At 65.3% G+C, this 16794-nt stretch carries 19 protein-coding genes; 12 read left to right on the plus strand and 7 right to left on the minus strand.

What is annotated here, in order from left to right; all coding sequences use genetic code 11:
• Together GTP90_RS31280 and GTP90_RS31285 are read right to left on the minus strand one after the other, a co-directional pair.
• A partial coding sequence (locus GTP90_RS31280) for a sensor histidine kinase (RefSeq protein WP_161087180.1) occupies positions 1–1020 on the minus strand: 1020 nt, incomplete at its 3' end.
• Between the two features lie 23 nt (positions 1021–1043).
• Positions 1044–1613, minus strand: a complete 570-nt coding sequence (locus tag GTP90_RS31285) for a hypothetical protein (RefSeq protein WP_161087181.1) — start codon at positions 1611–1613, stop codon at positions 1044–1046.
• A gap of 114 nt (positions 1614–1727) precedes the next feature.
• Here GTP90_RS31285 and greB point away from each other — a divergent pair, with 114 nt between their 5' ends.
• Both greB and GTP90_RS31295 read left to right on the plus strand, forming a co-directional pair.
• On the plus strand, positions 1728–2294 hold the full coding sequence (greB, locus tag GTP90_RS31290; RefSeq protein ID WP_008451309.1) for a transcription elongation factor GreB: 567 nt from the start codon (positions 1728–1730) through the stop codon (positions 2292–2294).
• Positions 2295–2310: 16 nt separating this feature from the next.
• The gene (locus GTP90_RS31295) at positions 2311–3168 is read left to right on the plus strand and encodes a transporter substrate-binding domain-containing protein (RefSeq protein ID WP_254452130.1); all 858 of its coding nucleotides are present in this window, start codon (positions 2311–2313) and stop codon (positions 3166–3168) included.
• Between the two features lie 193 nt (positions 3169–3361).
• Here GTP90_RS31295 and GTP90_RS31300 read toward each other — a convergent pair whose 3' ends face one another.
• The 4 genes from GTP90_RS31300 to GTP90_RS31315 form a co-directional block, all read right to left on the minus strand.
• On the minus strand, positions 3362–5692 hold the full coding sequence (locus GTP90_RS31300; RefSeq protein WP_161087182.1) for a RelA/SpoT family protein: 2331 nt from the start codon (positions 5690–5692) through the stop codon (positions 3362–3364).
• Between the two features lie 106 nt (positions 5693–5798).
• On the minus strand, positions 5799–6002 hold the full coding sequence (gene rpoZ / locus GTP90_RS31305) for a DNA-directed RNA polymerase subunit omega (RefSeq protein WP_008451304.1): 204 nt from the start codon (positions 6000–6002) through the stop codon (positions 5799–5801).
• Between the two features lie 24 nt (positions 6003–6026).
• Positions 6027–6665, minus strand: a complete 639-nt coding sequence (gene gmk, locus GTP90_RS31310; protein WP_117011606.1) for a guanylate kinase — start codon at positions 6663–6665, stop codon at positions 6027–6029.
• 83 nt (positions 6666–6748) lie between these two features.
• Complete coding sequence (locus GTP90_RS31315) at positions 6749–7492, minus strand: DUF72 domain-containing protein (RefSeq protein WP_161087183.1); 744 nt, start codon at positions 7490–7492, stop codon at positions 6749–6751.
• 114 nt (positions 7493–7606) lie between these two features.
• On the opposite strand from GTP90_RS31315, the gene GTP90_RS31320 reads away from it, so the two are divergent.
• From GTP90_RS31320 to GTP90_RS31330, 3 genes are all read left to right on the plus strand, one after another.
• Positions 7607–7894, plus strand: a complete 288-nt coding sequence (locus tag GTP90_RS31320; protein WP_161087184.1) for a putative quinol monooxygenase — start codon at positions 7607–7609, stop codon at positions 7892–7894.
• Positions 7895–7965: 71 nt separating this feature from the next.
• Complete coding sequence (locus GTP90_RS31325; protein WP_161087185.1) at positions 7966–8250, plus strand: hypothetical protein; 285 nt, start codon at positions 7966–7968, stop codon at positions 8248–8250.
• 3 nt (positions 8251–8253) lie between these two features.
• Positions 8254–8670: a type II toxin-antitoxin system PemK/MazF family toxin gene (locus GTP90_RS31330; RefSeq protein ID WP_161087186.1), complete on the plus strand. Its 417-nt coding sequence runs from the start codon at positions 8254–8256 to the stop codon at positions 8668–8670.
• A 19-nt stretch (positions 8671–8689) separates the two neighbouring features.
• Here GTP90_RS31330 and GTP90_RS31335 read toward each other — a convergent pair whose 3' ends face one another.
• Entirely contained in the window at positions 8690–9580 is an 891-nt protein-coding gene (locus GTP90_RS31335) for a YicC/YloC family endoribonuclease (RefSeq protein WP_161087195.1), read from the minus strand.
• 88 nt (positions 9581–9668) lie between these two features.
• Between GTP90_RS31335 and GTP90_RS31340 the strand changes: the two genes are divergently transcribed.
• From GTP90_RS31340 to GTP90_RS31370, 7 genes are all read left to right on the plus strand, one after another.
• Complete coding sequence (locus GTP90_RS31340; protein WP_161087187.1) at positions 9669–10691, plus strand: serine/threonine protein kinase; 1023 nt, start codon at positions 9669–9671, stop codon at positions 10689–10691.
• Positions 10692–10715: 24 nt separating this feature from the next.
• Positions 10716–11687, plus strand: a complete 972-nt coding sequence (locus GTP90_RS31345; protein ID WP_161087188.1) for a PP2C family protein-serine/threonine phosphatase — start codon at positions 10716–10718, stop codon at positions 11685–11687.
• A gap of 12 nt (positions 11688–11699) precedes the next feature.
• On the plus strand, positions 11700–12434 hold the full coding sequence (rph, locus tag GTP90_RS31350; RefSeq protein WP_161087189.1) for a ribonuclease PH: 735 nt from the start codon (positions 11700–11702) through the stop codon (positions 12432–12434).
• 71 nt (positions 12435–12505) lie between these two features.
• Positions 12506–13435 (plus strand): ABC transporter substrate-binding protein, encoded by a 930-nt coding sequence (locus GTP90_RS31355; RefSeq protein ID WP_254452131.1) that lies wholly within the window; start codon positions 12506–12508, stop codon positions 13433–13435.
• Positions 13436–13506: 71 nt separating this feature from the next.
• Complete coding sequence (rdgB, locus tag GTP90_RS31360) at positions 13507–14091, plus strand: RdgB/HAM1 family non-canonical purine NTP pyrophosphatase (RefSeq protein ID WP_161087191.1); 585 nt, start codon at positions 13507–13509, stop codon at positions 14089–14091.
• A complete protein-coding gene (hemW, locus tag GTP90_RS31365; RefSeq protein WP_161087192.1) occupies positions 14088–15347 on the plus strand; it encodes a radical SAM family heme chaperone HemW in 1260 nt (419 codons plus the stop codon). The genes rdgB and hemW overlap by 4 nt, the downstream gene beginning before the upstream one ends.
• A 78-nt stretch (positions 15348–15425) precedes the next feature.
• Positions 15426–16670 (plus strand): anthrax toxin-like adenylyl cyclase domain-containing protein, encoded by a 1245-nt coding sequence (locus GTP90_RS31370; protein ID WP_161087193.1) that lies wholly within the window; start codon positions 15426–15428, stop codon positions 16668–16670.
• The last annotated feature ends 124 nt before the right edge of the window (positions 16671–16794 follow it).

Consider the following 16794-nt stretch of genomic DNA (forward strand, 5'->3'; position numbering starts at 1 on the left):
CATGCCGCGCAGGCCGAACGAGGCCGGCTTGGCGCGGTCGGCCTGGCGGATGCCGCGGCCGTTGTCGCCGATCTTCAGGCTGATGTGGTGCCGCAGCCGCGCCAGCTTGACGCTGACCCGGGTGGCGCCGGCGTGCTTGGCGATGTTGGTCAGCGCCTCCTGGGCGATGCGGAACAGCGCGGTGGCCTGGTCGTTGTCGAGCTCGGCGTCGCGCTGGTTGGCGTTGAAGCTGCAGGCGATGCCGGTCTGCTTCTCGAACTCCTTGAGCTGCCACTCCAGCGCCGCCGCCAGGCCCAGGTCCAGCAGCGCCGGGCGCAGGTCCAGCGAGATGCGGTGCACGGCGTCGATGGTGCGGTCGACCAGGGCGTCGACGTAGTCGGTCTTGTCGCGCAGCGCCGGGAAGTCGCCCACCTCGTCCAGGCGCGCGGCCAGCATGGCGACCGCCATCTTGATCGCGGTCAGATTGCCGCCCAGCTCGTCGTGGATCTCGCGCGCGATGCGGCCGCGCTCCTGCTCCTTGACGCGCTCGGCATGCGCGCTCAGCTCGGCCAGCCGGGCGCGCGAGTGCTGCACCTCCAGCTGCTCCTGCTTGCTCTCGCTGATGTTGGTCATAATGCCGTCCCAGCGCACCGCGCCGTCCGCCAGCGCGTGCGGCGTGCAGCGCAGGTTGATCCACTTGACGTCCTTCCAGGCGTCGATCCAGATCCGGCCCTCCCAGTTCCAGCTCCACAGCGCGGTGGCCGAGGCCTGCATCGCGTCCAGGTAGGACTTGCGGTCGTCGGCCAGGATCAGCTCGAGGAAGCGGTCCGGATGGTCGTGCAGCTCGGCCGTGGTCAGGCCCAGCAGCGCCTGGCAGCCGTCGCTCAGATAGGGGAAGGAGACGCGGCCGTCCGGGTGCAGCACGAACTGGTAGACCAGGCCCGGCGTGTTGGAGACGATGGCGTCGAAGCGCGCGCGCACCTGTTCCAGCTCGGCGGCCAGGGCCGCGCTGTCGGGAGGGGGAGGGGAGGCTGCGTTCATGATATCGGTATAAATAGTATGGATTAACGGGGCCGCCAGCGCGCGCGGAAGCGCCGCAGCAGGCGGCGGAAGCGCGCGATCCAGCCGCGCGGCGACGGCGTGGCGTGCTGGCGCCAGTGCCGCCAGGCCTTGGCCAGCGCGCTGACGCGGCGCCAGGCGCGGGTGGCGCGCAGCCGTTCGATCCAGCGTTCCTTGAGCGCCAGGAACCAGTGCAGCAGCCGGGCGAACCAGACAATGGTCATCAGCACCGGCCGCGTCAACAGGAAGATGCGCGCCACCGCCGCCGCGCCGCCCAGCTTGGCCAGCACGATGACGAGCAGGCCCAGCATCGCGTGGCCGTGCGTCATCGCCCACAGCGCCAGCAGCTTGACCGGGAACAGCAGCAGCGCCGGCAGCACGAACAGCGCCAGCGCGGCGTACGGGCCGAGCGTGCAGATCCACGCCTCCAGCCGGTGCAGCGGCGGCCAGGCCGACAGCCGGCGCAGCACCCGCATGCCGACGTCCCACAACCAATCCTCCAGCAACAGCAGCAGGGCCGCCAGGTAGACCAGCGGGGCGAACAGCGAGCGGCAGAAGCGGTGGAAGAGTTTCATCGTTGAAGCATTGTTCTATCGCTATCATGATACGTGAAAGCATCGCCGGCGCGGGGAAAAAACCGAACGTGCACAACAGCCCCGGCGCCGCTCGAAGCCGTTACAATAGCCCGCATGAACAAAGCATTTGTCAAAGAGTCGGACCAGGACGACGACGAGGAAGCCGCCGCGCTGGCGCTGGCGATTCCGGCCGGGTCGAAGAATTACATCCGGCCGGAGGGCTACCAGCGCATCAAGGACGAGCTGTTGCAGCTGATCGACGTCGACCGGCCGGAGGTGGTGCGCATTGTGCACTGGGCCGCGTCCAACGGCGACCGCTCGGAAAACGGCGATTACATTTACGGCAAGCGGCGGCTGCGCGAGATTGACCGCCGCATCCGCTTCCTGACCAAGCGCATGGACTCGGCCGCCATCGTCGACCCCAGCGTGCATCATGGCAGCGACCAGGTGTTCTTTGGCGCCACCGTCACGTATTGCAACCAGCACGACGAGACGCGCACCATCACCATTGTCGGCATCGACGAGCTCGATCCGCTGAACGGCAAGATCAGCTGGGTGGCGCCGGTGGCGCGCGCGCTGACCAAGGCGCGCGAAGGGGACGTCATCACCTTCCAGGCGCCGCACGGCGTGGAGGAACTGGAAATCCTCGAGGTGAGCTATCCGGCCCCGGCTGCCGACTAAAGCCCGCCGGCTGGCCTTGGCAGGGTTGTGCCTGCTGGCGCTGGCGGGCTGGCAGGAGCCGGCGCTGGCGCTGGACCGTTACATCATCGACCTGAACTCCAGCAAGACAGAATTCAATAACAGCCACGTCCTGCGCCTGCTGAAGGCAGCGCTGGAGGCCTCGCGTCCCAGGTACGGCGCGTATGAGGTGGAGATCTCGACGCTGCGCGTGCAGCGCGACCGGCTGATGGTGGAGATGAGGAAAGGGCAGGCCGTCAACCTGAGCGCACAGGTGACTTCCGTCGAATGGGAGCGCGAGCTGATCCCGGTGCGCATCCCGGTCGACAAGGGCTTGTCGGGCTACCGCATCTCGCTGATCGACGGTCGCGAGCAGGAAGCGTTTTCAAAGGTGCGCACGCTGGCGCAGCTGAAGGCGATGAGCCTGGGCGCGGGGCGGCAGTGGAGTTCGACCGCGGTGTTCGCGCAGGCTGGTTTCGACGTGGTCGGCGGCGCCACGACGGCGGGCCTGCACCGGATGCTGGCGGCGCACCGGTTCCAGCATTTCCCGCGCGCGATCGACGAGGCGCTGTACGAGCGCGACGAATACGCGCCGGCGTTTCCGCAGCTGGCGGTGGAGCGCAGCCTGGTGATCTACATGCCGCTGCCGCGCTACTTCTTCATCGGTGGACAGCCGAGGCTGGCGCGAAGGCTGGAATACGGCCTGCAATTGCTGATCGCCGACGGCCGCTTCGACCAGATCTTCCACGAATTCTATGACGGCCTGATCGAGAAGGCGGCGTTGCGCAAGCGCCGCCTGTTCCGGCTGGACAATCCGCTGCTACCCCCGCAGGCGCCGCTGGCCAACAAGGCTTATTGGTACGATCCGTACAAGTAATTTGGGGTCAAGTCTGACATTCGGACACGAGCTGTGCCGTAGTAAATTGGGGTCAAGTCTGACATTCGGACACGAGCTGTGCCCTAGCGGCTGCTACGGCACAGCTCGTGTCCGAATGTCAGACTTGACCCCAATTGGGTAAACGAAAAAGGGCAGGCGCGATGCCTGCCCTTGTTGTGCTGCGCGACGCGGTTTAGCTGCGCTCGCGCAGGATGCGGTTGACGCCGGCCACGCGGCGCACGTTGCGCAGCAGGCCAGCCAGGTGCACGCGGTCCTTGACCTGGATCGTGAAGCGCAGCTGATGCAGCACGTGTTCCTTGTCCTCGTCCATGCCCACGTACGTGATGTTGGCGTCCGACTCGCCGATCTCGGCCGCCACGCGCGCCAAGATCCCCTTCTCGTTGTTGATCAGCAGCTTGATGCGGCTGTCGAAACGGCGATTCAATTCCGTGCCCCACTTGACCGCGATCCAGCGGTCCGGTTCCTTGATCTTCTGCCGCTTGGCCAGGGTGCAGTCGCCGGTGTGCACCAGCAGACCCTGGTCGCGCCGCAGCTGGCCGATGATGGAGTCGCCCGGGATCGGCAAACAGCACGGCGCCAGCTGCACCGACACGCCTTCGCTGCCGCAGATGGTCACCGGGTCCAGCTCGGCCGCGCTGTTGTGGTCGACCGGCGCGCTGGCCGATTCGCCGCCGCGCAGGCCGAAGATGTGGCGCGCCACCAAGGCCGCCATGCGCTTGCCGATGCCGATGTCGGCATACAGCTCGTCAAGCGACTTGGCGCTCGATTCGTTGAGCAGCCGCTCCACCAGGTGCTCTTCCAGCTCCGGCTTGATGCCCAGCGAGCTCAGCGCATGCGACAGCAGCTGCTCGCCCAGCGTGATCGATTCCGGCAGGTTGATGGTGCGCAGGTGATGGCGGATCGCCGAGCGCGCCTTGCCGGTGCGGACGAACGACAGCCACGTCGGACTCGGCCGCGAGTTGGCGTCGGTGACGATCTCGACGATGTCGCCGTTGCGCAGCTCGGTGCGCAGCGAGGCCGGCTCGTTGTTGATGTTGACCGACACCGTGTGGTCGCCGATGCCGGTGTGGATCGAGTACGCGAAGTCGATCGGCGTGGCGCCGCGCGGCAGCGCGATGATCTTGGACTTGGGCGTGAACACGTACACCGAATCGGGGAACAGGTCGACCTTGACGTGTTCGAGGAATTCGGCCGAGTCGCCGGTCTGCTGCTGGATGTCGAGCAGCGATTGCAGCCACGCATGGGTGCGCTGCTGCATGTCCGACATATTGGCGTCGCCGTTCTTGTACAGCCAGTGCGCGGCCACGCCCGATTCGGCGGTGCGGTGCATCTCCTGGGTGCGGATCTGGAACTCCACCGGCGTGCCGTACGGGCCGATCAGGGTGGTGTGCAGCGACTGGTAGCCGTTGAGCTTGCGGATCGCGATGTAGTCCTTGAACTTGCCCGGCATCGGCTTGTATAGCGAGTGCAGCGTGCCCAGCGCGACGTAGCAGTTGGGGAAGCTGTCGACCACCACGCGGAAGCCGTACACGTCCAGCACCTGCGAGAACGACAGGTGCTTGCTGCGCATTTTTTTATAGACGCCGTACAGCGTCTTTTCGCGGCCGTAGACCTCGGCCTCGATGTTGGCCATGGCCAGCGTGTTCTTGACCGATTCGAGGATCTTCTTGACCACCTCGCGGCGGTTGCCGCGCGCCGCCTTCACGGCCTTGGCCAGGGTGCGGTAGCGCAGCGGATACAGGTGCGAGAACGACAAATCCTGCAGCTCGCGGTAGATGTTGTTCAGGCCGAGCCGGTGCGCGATCGGCACGTACACTTCCATGGTCTCGCTGGAGATGCGCGCCTTCTTGGCCGGCGCCATCACCTCCATCGTGCGCATATTGTGCAGGCGGTCGGCCAGCTTGATCAGGATGACGCGCACGTCCGACGCCATCGCCAGCAGCATCTTGCGGAAGTTCTCGGCCTGCGCCTCGATCTGGCTCTGGAACTCGATCTTCTCCAGCTTGGACAGGCCGTCGACCAGGTTGGCCACCGGCGCGCCGAAGCGTTCGATCAGCTCTTCCTTCTTGACGTCCTGGTCCTCCATCACGTCGTGCAGCAGCGCCGCCATGATGGCCTGGGCGTCGAGCTTCCAGTCGGCGCAGATCTCGGCCACGGCGATCGGATGCGAGATGTAGGGCTCGCCCGATTTGCGCACCTGGCCCAGATGCATTTCGTCCGAGAAGCGGTAGGCTTCCTTGACCTTTTTCAGGTCGGCGGCGGTCATGTACTCGGCCAGTTTTTCGGTCAGATGCGTGACCGAGGCAACGCCGGCGGTCAGGGTGGGCGTGGCCAGGGGCGACGAAGAAATCACAGGCGGGATGGGGGCTGGTGCGGATGAGGCGAGGGTGGCGGTGCTATCCCCTGCGTCGGCTCCGGACGTGGCCGCAGCCGGCGCAAGGGCCGGCTGGTTGGCCCGGGCGGGCATGCCACTCAATGTCGGATCGGCAGGGATCAGATTCATACGTTCGCGTTCCGTCTCAATGAGAGTGTGGGAAATGTGGGATCAGGATATCCCATACTACTGCTAAACCGCACCATTCACATTGTTCGGGAACGCCGGGCCCAACTTACATTGGGACCTTTTTCAACATTTCCAGACCGACCTTGCCGGCGGCGATTTCGCGCAGCGCGACGACGGTCGGCTTGTCCTTGGCTTCAACCTTCGGGGTGTGGCCTTGCAGCAGTTGACGGGCGCGATAGGTCGCGGCCAGCGTCAGCTGGAAACGGTTAGGAATAGTTTTCAAACAATCTTCAATAGTAATGCGGGCCATCTTAACTCCTAAAATCTTGTGTATTTATTCAGCGTGGATACCCAATTGGGCAAATAGCGAGGCGTTGCGCGCCGCTTGTTGCGCAAACCGGCAACGGGCCGCTCTGACAATCGCCGTCAGTTCCGACAGGGCGACTGCAAATTCTTCGTTGATGATAGCATACTCGAACTCGGGAGCGTGGGCGATTTCGCCGCCCGCCGCCAGCAGCCTGCGCGTGATCACATGCGGTGCGTCGGTGGCGCGTTTCTTCAGGCGTTCCTCGAGCGCGTCGATTGACGGCGGCAGGATGAAAATGCCGGCCGCCTGCGGGAATTGCTTCTTCACCTGGCGCGCGCCCTGCCAGTCGATTTCCAGCAGGATGTCGGTGCCGGTCTTCATCTGTTGTTCGACCATGATGCGCGAGGTGCCGTAGTAATTGCCGTGCACTTCGGCCCATTCCAGGAACTCGCCGGCGTCGGCGCGCTGGACGAAATCCTCGGCGGTGGTGAAGTAGTATTCCTTGCCGTGGGTCTCGCCCGGACGCGGCGCGCGGGTGGTGGTGGATATCGACAGCTTGATGGTCGGTTCCTGCGCCAGCAGCGCGTTGACCAGCGTGGACTTGCCGGCGCCCGAGGGCGCGACCACCATGAACAGGCTGCCTGCGAATGAGTTGGTTGAGCTCATGTCTCTCTTTCGAAAACGTCAGCGGGCGCACAACTTCGTCGCCCAAAGACGTATTTTACCAAGAGCAAGCATTCACATCCAATTTACAGCAGTGTCAGCAGATGCAACGCGGCGGCGGGCGCGCGTTCCTTGGCGCCGTTGATGAAGTAGACGTAGGCGTCGCCGGACTTGGCGCCTTGCTGCCATTGGTGCGCTTGCGCGGCCCACTGTTTCAGCGCGGGCTTGGTGTAGCCGGTGGCGATGTCGCTGCGCGCGTCCATCAAACGCGCGTAGACGAACTCGCCGGTGACCTCGCTGATGTTGGGATACTTGGGCGAGTCGGTGATGACGGTGGCGATCTTGTGCTTGCGCGCCAGCTTGTAATAGTCGTCGCACAGGAAGCTGGGGTGGCGGGCGTCGAGCACGTGGCGCAGCTTGCGCGTGCCCAGCTTGGCGGGCAACAGCTTGAAGAACGCTTGCAGGTCGTCGGGGTCGAACTGCTTGGTGGCGGCCAGCTGCCACAGGATGGGGCCGAGCTTGGTGCCCAGTTCGTCCAGGCCGCTGGTGATGAAGCGCTCGATGGATTCGCCGGCCTCGGCCAGCACCTTGCGGTTGGTGGCGAAGCGGCTGGCCTTGACCGAGAACACGAAGTCGTCCGGCGTTTGCGCGGCCCACGCGGCGAAGTGCTCGGGCTTGGCGGTGCGGTAGAAGGTGCCGTTGATCTCGATGCTGGTCACTTGCCGGCTGGCGTATTCCAGCGCCTTTTTCTGTGGCGTGCCTTTGGGATAAAACGTCTCGCGCCACGGGGCGAAATCCCAGCCGCCTATGCCTACCCTGATCTGTGCCATGCAGCGCTCCCCGCAAGTCGATGGGGCGATGATAGCGGGATTTTTTGGCGGCTGCACTTGCTGATCTTTCAATCGTCCCCAGCTTGGGTGCTCTCGTCATTCACAGGAATTCCCATGCCAGAACTGATCGTTGTCGCCACCCTGACCGCCAAGCCGGGCCACGAGGCCGTGCTCAAGGCCGCGCTGGAACGCGTCGTGCCACCGAGCCGCGCCGAAGCCGGCTGCCTCCGCTATGACCTGCATTTCGACCTGGAGCACCCGGGCCGCTTCGTCGTGCTCGAAGCCTGGCGCGACGCCGAGGCGCTAGAGTTCCACTTGACCACGCCGCACTTCCTGGAGCTGGTGAAGACCATCGACGGGCTGGCGGATGCGCAGATGCTTAAGCTGAACCAGTTGGTGTAGCGAACATCAAGCCGCGATTGGCTGCGGCTGATATACTTTAGATATACATTGATCCGGTCGGGGAGTTTGAAATGTCAAAACCTGTGGCAAAGCCTGCGCCTCAATTTCTGCTGCGCTTGCGCGAGCGCGACACCCCGACTGGCGTCAGCGAGGCCACTGTCGAGAAGCTGATGAAGGTGACGGGGCTGACTAAAACAGAAGTGGCCCATCTCGCATTGAAGCAAATGGCCGGCCGCTATTTGCCTTTTTATGAGCAGGACGACGGGCCGTTGACCGTCGACCAGGTCCGGGCCATCCGCCAGGCCAGTAGCGCGAGCGACACGCCGGAAGAGCAGTTCACACAGCGGATATTCTGATCCGTGGCGCGCCCGGCAAAACGACGCAAGTTCCATCCCCTGCCGGCGCCGGGGGATATTGTCTGGTGTGCTTTTCCGCAGTTGGCGGGGGTGCCGGGGCCCAAGAAAAGGCCGGCATTGGTCGCGCGGGTCGCGTCAGCAACGCATGAGGTTTCAGTGGTGTACGGCACCAGCCAAAAGACGGACCATATTTATCCGACTGAGGTGGTGCTGGATCCCACCGATCCGGGGTTCGCGGCCAGTGGCCTGTCGTACCGGACCAAGTTTGACGTGGCACATCAGGTTCAGCTGCCATTTGACAGCGACTGGTTCGATCCCGCGCCCGGACCGCAAACCAACATTCCCCTGCCCAAGATGGGGATACTGCATCCCAGTTATATGCCTGCCATAGCGTCCGCGGTGAAGCGGATCCGCACATGATTGCAGGCCCTGGTTCAGCTTACTCCAGGTTCTGCACCTGCTCGCGCATCTGTTCGATGAGCAGTTTGAGTTCCATCGAGGCGTCGGCCAGTTCCTTGACCGAGGCCTTGGCGCCCAGCGTGTTGGCTTCGCGGTTGAGCTCCTGCATCATGAAGTCCAGCCGCTTGCCGACCTGGCCGCCTTTTTTCAGGATGTGGCGGGTCTCGGTCAGGTGCGCCGACAGCCGGCCCAGCTCCTCGGCCACGTCGATGCGGATGCCGTACAGGATCACCTCCTGGCGGATGCGCTCCAGCGCGTCCTGGCGCGACAGCGCCGAATTCGAGCCCTGGCAGGCCAAGCCCAGCGCGTCCTGCATGCGCTCGACCGCCTTCTGCTGGAACGCCGCCACCACCTGCGGAATCAGCGGCGTGATGCGCTTGACGATCACTTCCATCGCCTCGATGCGCGAGGTCAGCATCGCTTCCAGCGCCGCGCCTTCGCGCTGGCGGCTGTGGACGAAGGCCTGCACCGTGCGCGCGGTCAGCGCGGCGACGTCGGCCTGCAGCGATTCCTGGCCGATCTGGGCTTCCTCGATCACACCGGGCCAGCGCAGCAGCTCGGCCACCGACATGGTGGGCGCGGCCGGGAAATGGCCGCTCACCTCGGCTTGCAAGCGTTGTAATTCGGTCAAAAGCGGCAGGTTCAGCGCCTGCGAGCCGGTGGTCGCGGCCTTGCGGCCGAAACTGAGGCGCAATTCCACCTTGCCGCGCGTGATGGCCGCCATGATCGCCGAGCGCAAATCGGGTTCAAGCGCTCGCAAATCGTCGTTTATTCGAAACTGAAGGTCTAGAAATCGCGAGTTGACGCTCTTGATTTCGATAGTCAGTGTTCCCGCCGCACTTTCACTGGTGGCGACGGCGTAGCCCGTCATACTGGAAATGCTCAATGGATGTCCCCGATTTAATCTTTACAAAACAGTGATTTATCCACACAATCCGGTTGTTGAGGCGAGGAATCCTATGGCTGCACAAAACAACGCCCCGTTACCAGATGGTCTGGAAATTGCTGGATATCGCATTGTAAAGAAAATTGCGTCCGGTGGGTTCAGTATTGTTTATCTGGCGTACGATGGCGACGGCGTGGCGGTGGCGATCAAGGAGTATTTGCCCAGTTCCCTGGCCCTGAGGCAGGAGGGCGAACTGGTGCCGACCATCTCCAAGGCGCATTTGCCCGTGTTCCGCATCGGCCTCAAGTGTTTTTTCGAGGAGGGGAGGGCGTTGGCGCGTATCTCGCATCCCAATGTTGTAAGCGTGCTCAACTTCTTCCGCGCCAATGAAACCGTCTATATGGTGATGGCCTACGAATCGGGCCATTCGCTGCAGGAGCACATCCAGCGCCAGCGCGCCAAGGGCAGCAAGGTGGGCGAGGCCTTCATCCGCACCATCTTCCTGCAGGTGCTCAAGGGCTTGCGCGAGGTGCACGCCAACAAGCTGCTGCACCTGGACCTGAAGCCGGCCAACATCTACCTGCGCACCGACGGCACGCCGATGCTGCTGGACTTCGGCGCCGCCCGCCAGACCGTCAACAACGACCTGCCGACCCTGACGCCGATGTACACCCCCGGCTTCGCCCCGCCCGAGCTGTACACCAAGGCCGGGGGGCTGGGGCCGTGGTCGGACGTGTACAGCATCGGCGCCTCGATGTTCGCCTGCATGGCCGGGGCGCCGCCGCAGCCGGCCGACCAGCGCAAGACCGGGGACAAGATGGCCAGCCACTTCGACAAGCTGGAGGGACAGTACACGCCGGAGCTGGTGAAGATGGTGCGCTGGTGCCTGGCGCTGGATCCTCTGGAGCGCCCGCAAAGCCTGTTCGCGCTGCAGAAGGTGCTGCAGGCGGCGCCGCCTGTGGCGCCCGCGCCGCCGCCCCCGCCGCAGGGCGTGCTGGACCGGCTGGGCGCCGGCTGGCGCGGGCTGGTCGGCCGGCTGGGCGGGCAGGACAAACGCCAGGCCCAGGCCAAGGCCGGACCCGACACGCTGATCTGACCGACAACGACAAGAGGCCGCACCATGCAATTCTCCGTGTACCAGGAAAGTCACATCGGCGGCCGCAAGGTCAACCAGGACCGCATGGGCTACAGCTTCACCCGCGACGCGCTGCTGCTGGTGCTGGCCGACGGCATGGGCGGCCACCTGCGCGGCGAGATCGCCGCCACCGTGGCGCTGCAGACCGTGTCGGCGCTGTTCCAGCAGCAGGCCACGCCGTACGTGAAAAAGCCGCAGCGCTTCCTGGAGCAAGCCTTCCTGGCGGCCCACCACGACATCCACCGCTACCGCCAGGAGCACCAGCTGCCGGAGACGCCGCGCACCACCATCGTCGCCTGCCTGATCCAGCACAACACCGCCACCTGGGCGCACTGCGGCGATTCCCGCCTGTACTGGATGCGCAACGGCCAGATCCTGGCGCGCACGCGCGACCACTCGCATGTGGAAAGCCTGATCGCCAAGGGCCTGGCGCAGCCGTCCGAGCGCGCCACCCATCCCGACCGCAACAAGCTGTACAACTGCCTGGGCGCCGACAGCCTGCCGAAGGTGGAGGTGTCCGGCGGCGCCGGCATGCTGCCGGGCGACCTGATGCTGTTGTGCTCGGACGGGTTGTGGTCTATGCTGCCGGACGATGAACTGGTGCGGCGTTTGCACAGCCAGACCGTGGTGCGGGCCGTGCCCGACCTGCTGCAGGCGGCGCTGGGCGCGGCCGGCAGCGCCAGCGACAACGTCACCGCGCTGGCCATCATGTGGCAGGGCAGCTCCATGATCGACAGCATGGGCGCCAGCACGCTGGCCGCGGCCGAGCTGTCGACCGTGATCTCGACCGAAGCCTTGCCGCAGGACCTGCACAGCACCACGATCAACAGCGCGCCGGTGCCGGAGCAGGCCGCCGCGCCGGCCACGGAAGCGGACGCCTTCGACGACGATGAGATCGAGAAGGCCATCGCCGAGATCCGCGGCGCCATCGAAAAATCCTCCCAAATCCTCAAATAAGGAATACTGTTTATGTCATTTGAATCCCGTCCGAGCGGCCGTGCCGTCGATGCGCTGCGCACCCTGAGCCTGACCCGCAACTACACCAAGCACGCCGAGGGCTCGGTGCTGATCGAGTGCGGCGACACCAAGGTGATCTGCACCGCCAGCATCGAGGAAAAAGTGCCCGGCTTCCTGAAGGGCAAAGGCCAGGGCTGGATGACCGCCGAATACGGCATGCTGCCGCGCTCGACCCACACCCGCATGGACCGCGAGGCCGCGCGCGGCAAGCAGTCCGGCCGCACGCAGGAGATCCAGCGCCTGATCGGCCGCTCGCTGCGCGCCGCGTTCGACCTGGAGGCCTTCGGCGAGCGCACCCTGAACCTCGACTGCGACGTGATCCAGGCCGACGGCGGCACCCGCACCGCGTCCATCACCGGCGCCATGGTGGCGGCCTATGACGCCTTTTCCAAGCTGGTCGAGCGCGGCGTGCTGCCGGCCGTCCCGGTGAAGAATTTCGTGGCGGCGATCTCGGTCGGCGTCTACCGGGGCATGCCGGTGCTGGACCTGGACTACGTCGAGGATTCCGGCTGCGACACCGACATGAACGTGGTGATGAACGACGCCGGCCACTTCATCGAGGTGCAGGGCACGGCCGAAGGCGCCGCCTTCGACCGCGCCGGCATGAACCGCCTGCTGGACCTGGCGCAGGGCGGCATCGCCGACCTGGTCAAGCTGCAGAAGCAGGCGCTGGGCCTGACCGCCTGATCCGCAACGGCGGGCCGAAATACCGCCTTCGGAGGCCGCTGCGGTTGTAAAATGGGGGCATGAAAAAATGGATGTCGCTCCTGCTGGTGTGCATCGCGTTTTCGATGTGGCCGGCCCAAGCAAAAGACCTCAACGTGGTTTTCATTCCGAAGGCGCGCGACCAGGACTTTTGGACCTTCATGCGGCAAGGGGTGGAGCGGGCCATGCAGGAGGACGGGCATGTCAGCCTGACCTGGCGCGGCCCGGCCCATAACGACGACATCGATTCGCAGATCCAGATCCTGCGCATCTACTCCAGGCCGGAGGTCGACGCCATCATCATCGCCTCGACCGACCGCGCGCGGCTGGCCGAGCCGGTCCGGCAGGCGGCCGCCATGGGGATCAAGGTGGTCGTGGTGGATTCGGCGGTGGACGGCAACGCACAGGTCAACTTCATCACCACAGACAATTACACGGCCGGCGCGCTGGCCGCCGAACGCCTGGCCAAGCTGCTGAACCGGCAGGGCACGGTGGCGGTGCTGCGCACCATTCCCGGCAGCGCCTCGACCGACGACCGCGCCAACGGCTTCATCGACTACCTGAAGAAGAATACGCCGCGCCTGGTCGTCGTCGCCGACGAGTACGGCGGCGGCACGCGGGGCAAGGCGGCCCGTGGCGCCGCAACCTTGTTGGAAAAGTATCCTCAAGTGGACGGCATCTTCGCCGTCAACGAATCCACCAGCGACGGCATGCTGCGCGCGCTGCGGCTCACCGGCCTGGCCGGCAAGAAGAAATTCATCGGCTTCGATATCTCCGGGTTCCTGCTGGACGGCTTGACGCGCCAGGAAATCCACGGCCTGGTGGTGCAGGACCCGCGCCAGATGGGCTACCAGGCCATGAAGGCCGCGGTGGCCGCGGCGAAGGGCGCGGCCGTCAAGCCGCCGCTGATCCTGACCGACGCCGTCATGGTCACCCGCGAGAACTACCAGAAGCCCGAGATCCGCTCGCTGCTGACTCCCTAGCAGGAACCGAGGAACCGCGCGCGCAAAAGGATTACAATGCCGGCTTCCCCCATCGTTACACCAGATTATCCATGACCCAACGCCTGATCCTCGCCTCCAACAACGCCGGCAAGCTGAAAGAATTCAACGAGCTGCTGTCGACGGTCGGTTTTTCCGTGCACGCCCAGGGCGAGTACGATGTCCCCGAAGCGGACGAGCCGTTCCACACCTTCGTGGAGAACGCGCTGCAGAAAGCCCGCCACGCCTCGCGCCTGACCGGGCTGCCGGCGCTGGCCGACGATTCTGGCGTGTGCGTCAACGCGCTGGGCGGCGCGCCCGGCGTGTACTCGGCGCGCTACGCCGGCGAGCCGAAATCGGACGCCCGCAACAACGAGAAAATGATCGCCGACCTGGCCGCGCATGCCGACAAGTCCGCGTACTACTACTGCGTGCTGGTGTTTGTGCGCCACGCCGACGATCCGCAGCCGGTGATCGCCGACGGCCGCTGGAACGGCGAGATGATCGCCACCCCGCGCGGCAACGGCGGCTTCGGCTACGATCCGCACTTCTACATCCCGGCACTGGGCAAATGCGCCGCCGAGCTGAGCGCCGATGAAAAGAACGCCCTGTCGCACCGCGGCCAGGCCCTGCGCGCGCTGGTCGAGAAGCTGAAATGATCCCAATTAAAATCGTCGGCGCCACCAGCAAGGCTGCCAAGCCGGCCACCGACATCAGCGAGGCCGCCGGCGTCGCCGCCAAGTACCTGCAGGCCGGCTCGCTGAACCTGCAGGCGCTGCCGCCGCTGTCGCTGTACATCCACTTCCCGTGGTGCGTGAAGAAGTGCCCCTATTGCGACTTCAACTCGCACGAGGCCAAGGATGGCCAGACATTCCCCGAACAGGAATACCTGGACGCGCTGCGCACCGACCTGGAAATGGCGCTACCGCTGATCTGGGGCCGCAAGATTTATACGATCTTCATCGGTGGCGGCACGCCCAGCCTGATGTCGGCGGCGGGGCTGGACCGGCTGCTGTCGGACGTGCGCACCCTGCTGCCGCTCGACAGCGACTGCGAGATCACGATGGAGGCCAATCCCGGCACCTTCGAGGCCGAGAAGTTCAAGTCCTACCGCGCCAGCGGCATCAACCGCCTGTCGATCGGCATCCAGAGCTTCGACGAGCGCCACCTGAAGGCGCTGGGCCGCATCCATGACGGCGGCGAAGCCAAGCGCGCGGTGGAGATCGCGCTGGCCAACTTCGACAACTTCAACCTCGACCTGATGTACGCGCTGCCGTCGCAGACGCTGGACGAGGCGCGCCTCGACGTCGAGACGGCGATGGCCTTCAAGCCGCCGCACCTGTCGTTGTACCACCTGACGATGGAGCCGAACACGCTGTTCGCCAAGTACCCGCCGGCGCTGCCGGACGACGACGCCAGCGCCGACATGCAGGACATGATCGCCGAGCTGACCGCCGCCAACGGCTACGGCCAGTACGAGGTGTCGGCCTACGCGAAGGAGGGCCGCCGCGCGCGCCACAACCTCAATTATTGGGAGTTCGGCGACTACCTGGGCATCGGCGCGGGTGCGCACTCCAAGCTGTCGTTCCCGCACCGCATCCTGCGCCAGGCCCGCTACAAGCAGCCCAAGGCCTATATGGAGCAGGTGCGGCTGGGCGCGCCCGTGCAGGAGGAGTACGAGATCAAGCGCGAGGACATGGGCTTCGAGTTCATGCTCAACACGCTGCGCCTGCATGGCGGCTTCGATCCCAACCTGTTCGCCGAGCGCACCGGCCTGAGCCTGAACGCGATCGAGAAGCAGCTCAACGCGGCCGAAGCCAAGGGCCTGCTGTACCGCGACCACAAGCTGATCAAGCCGACCGAACTGGGGCAGCGCTTCCTCAACGATCTGCAGGAGATGTTCCTCACTAGCTGACGAATTGATAATTTTTTCTTGACGCTGGAAGGGCGTGAACGGATACTCGGGTGCAGCGATGATCAACCTGGAGCCGCCATGCCCGTCTTTGATTTAATGCCATCGTTCCTGCATGCCGAAAACGGCATGACGCGGCTCGACATGATCGCCTGCCAGCAGGTGGCCAACACGCTCGACGAGGTGATCATCTTCCGCTCGACCGGGCCGTGGTCGCGGCGCTGGCTGGAGGACGGTTTCCCCAGCAAGAATTTCCACGTCAAGGGCAAGAGTTCGGACTGGGGGCCGCAGGCCGGCTTCGTGCCGTACGACGGCACCTACAGCAAGGTCGGCCACGACCAGGGCAAGGCGCAGAAGGGCACGCGCGCCAACCAGAAGGGCATCAACGACGGCTTCGCCTCGGCCCGCGTGCTGGAGCTGACGCTGGAGCAGCTCACCCGCCAGCTGGTGGAGGCCGAGGAGCTGCCCGCGCGCACGGCGGTGCAATTCATGGAGGCCATCCCCGGCACGCGCGACTTTTCGCTGCTGGCGCAGCGCTCCGGCGACGGCCTGCTGTTCGAGTTCCGGGCCTGCTGGCACCGCGCCGGCGCCACGGCCGGCACTGCGGTCTACCAGATCCACGTCTACACCATCGCCACCGACTTCAGCGCGCGCGGCATGGCCTCGCGGCTGCTGTTGCCGCTGGAGGTGATGTGCTCGTCCGAGGCCGGCGCCAACGACCGGCCGATGACCGGCGACTACGACCTGATGGCGGTGTGTCCGCGCTGGAGCGACTACGGCAGCACCAGCATGCGCGAGATCTCCAAGCCGGGGCTGGTGATGAACGGCATGGCGCCGCGCCGGGGGCAGGTGTTCGCGGCCGGCACCAACCTCGACAAGGTGATGACCATGGAGACCACCACCGGGCGCCCGCGCCCGCAGGGCTGGCAGGCGCCGGCGGGCTTCGGCAACGAGGAGCACTACGACATGGGCAACATCACGCCGCGCATCCTGCGCTGCATCAACCTGCTCAACGGGCGGATGGTCAACGGCAACGGCGCGTTCCGGCGCGTGCACCACAACGCCGAGTCGCACCGCCACGTGGCGTTCGGCGCGCTGGTGCAGGCCGACATGGAAAACAACAACGACGGCTTTCCGCTGACCGTGTTCCAGCCCGACGCGGCCGGCTTGCGCCACCCGCCCATCGCCGCCTACCGCAACGCCGCGACCCTGCTCACGATGCGCGAATTCCGCGTCTATGCGGGATTGCTGCAGGATGCAGGCTACTTCCTGCCCCGCAACGCCGCCTGGGGCATGTCGATCCGCGACGCCATGCAGCCGGCTTAGAACTCTTCCCAGTCGCTGTCGCCGCCGACGCTGGCGGATTTTTTCGCGGCCTGCTTGACCGGCGCCGGCTTGGCTGGCGGCGCCACGGCGCGCAGCGGCTTGACGGTGGCCCGCACGGCGGCCG

The sequence above is a fragment of the Duganella vulcania genome (genome assembly GCF_009857655.1).
Lineage (GTDB): Bacteria > Pseudomonadota > Gammaproteobacteria > Burkholderiales > Burkholderiaceae_D > Rugamonas > Rugamonas vulcania.

Coding starts and splice junctions, on each gene's coding strand:
- GTP90_RS31340 (WP_161087187.1), top strand. CDS start 9,669: ATGGCTGCACAAAACAACGCCCCGTTACCAGATGGTCTGGAAATTGCT.
- GTP90_RS31335 (WP_161087195.1), bottom strand. CDS start 9,580: ATGACGGGCTACGCCGTCGCCACCAGTGAAAGTGCGGCGGGAACACTG.
- rdgB (WP_161087191.1), top strand. CDS start 13,507: ATGACCCAACGCCTGATCCTCGCCTCCAACAACGCCGGCAAGCTGAAA.
- GTP90_RS31355 (WP_254452131.1), top strand. CDS start 12,506: ATGTCGCTCCTGCTGGTGTGCATCGCGTTTTCGATGTGGCCGGCCCAA.
- GTP90_RS31285 (WP_161087181.1), bottom strand. CDS start 1,613: ATGAAACTCTTCCACCGCTTCTGCCGCTCGCTGTTCGCCCCGCTGGTC.
- GTP90_RS31345 (WP_161087188.1), top strand. CDS start 10,716: ATGCAATTCTCCGTGTACCAGGAAAGTCACATCGGCGGCCGCAAGGTC.
- gmk (WP_117011606.1), bottom strand. CDS start 6,665: ATGAGCTCAACCAACTCATTCGCAGGCAGCCTGTTCATGGTGGTCGCG.
- GTP90_RS31320 (WP_161087184.1), top strand. CDS start 7,607: ATGCCAGAACTGATCGTTGTCGCCACCCTGACCGCCAAGCCGGGCCAC.
- rpoZ (WP_008451304.1), bottom strand. CDS start 6,002: ATGGCCCGCATTACTATTGAAGATTGTTTGAAAACTATTCCTAACCGT.
- greB (WP_008451309.1), top strand. CDS start 1,728: ATGAACAAAGCATTTGTCAAAGAGTCGGACCAGGACGACGACGAGGAA.
- rph (WP_161087189.1), top strand. CDS start 11,700: ATGTCATTTGAATCCCGTCCGAGCGGCCGTGCCGTCGATGCGCTGCGC.
- GTP90_RS31300 (WP_161087182.1), bottom strand. CDS start 5,692: ATGAATCTGATCCCTGCCGATCCGACATTGAGTGGCATGCCCGCCCGG.
- GTP90_RS31370 (WP_161087193.1), top strand. CDS start 15,426: ATGCCCGTCTTTGATTTAATGCCATCGTTCCTGCATGCCGAAAACGGC.
- GTP90_RS31325 (WP_161087185.1), top strand. CDS start 7,966: ATGTCAAAACCTGTGGCAAAGCCTGCGCCTCAATTTCTGCTGCGCTTG.
- hemW (WP_161087192.1), top strand. CDS start 14,088: ATGATCCCAATTAAAATCGTCGGCGCCACCAGCAAGGCTGCCAAGCCG.
- GTP90_RS31315 (WP_161087183.1), bottom strand. CDS start 7,492: ATGGCACAGATCAGGGTAGGCATAGGCGGCTGGGATTTCGCCCCGTGG.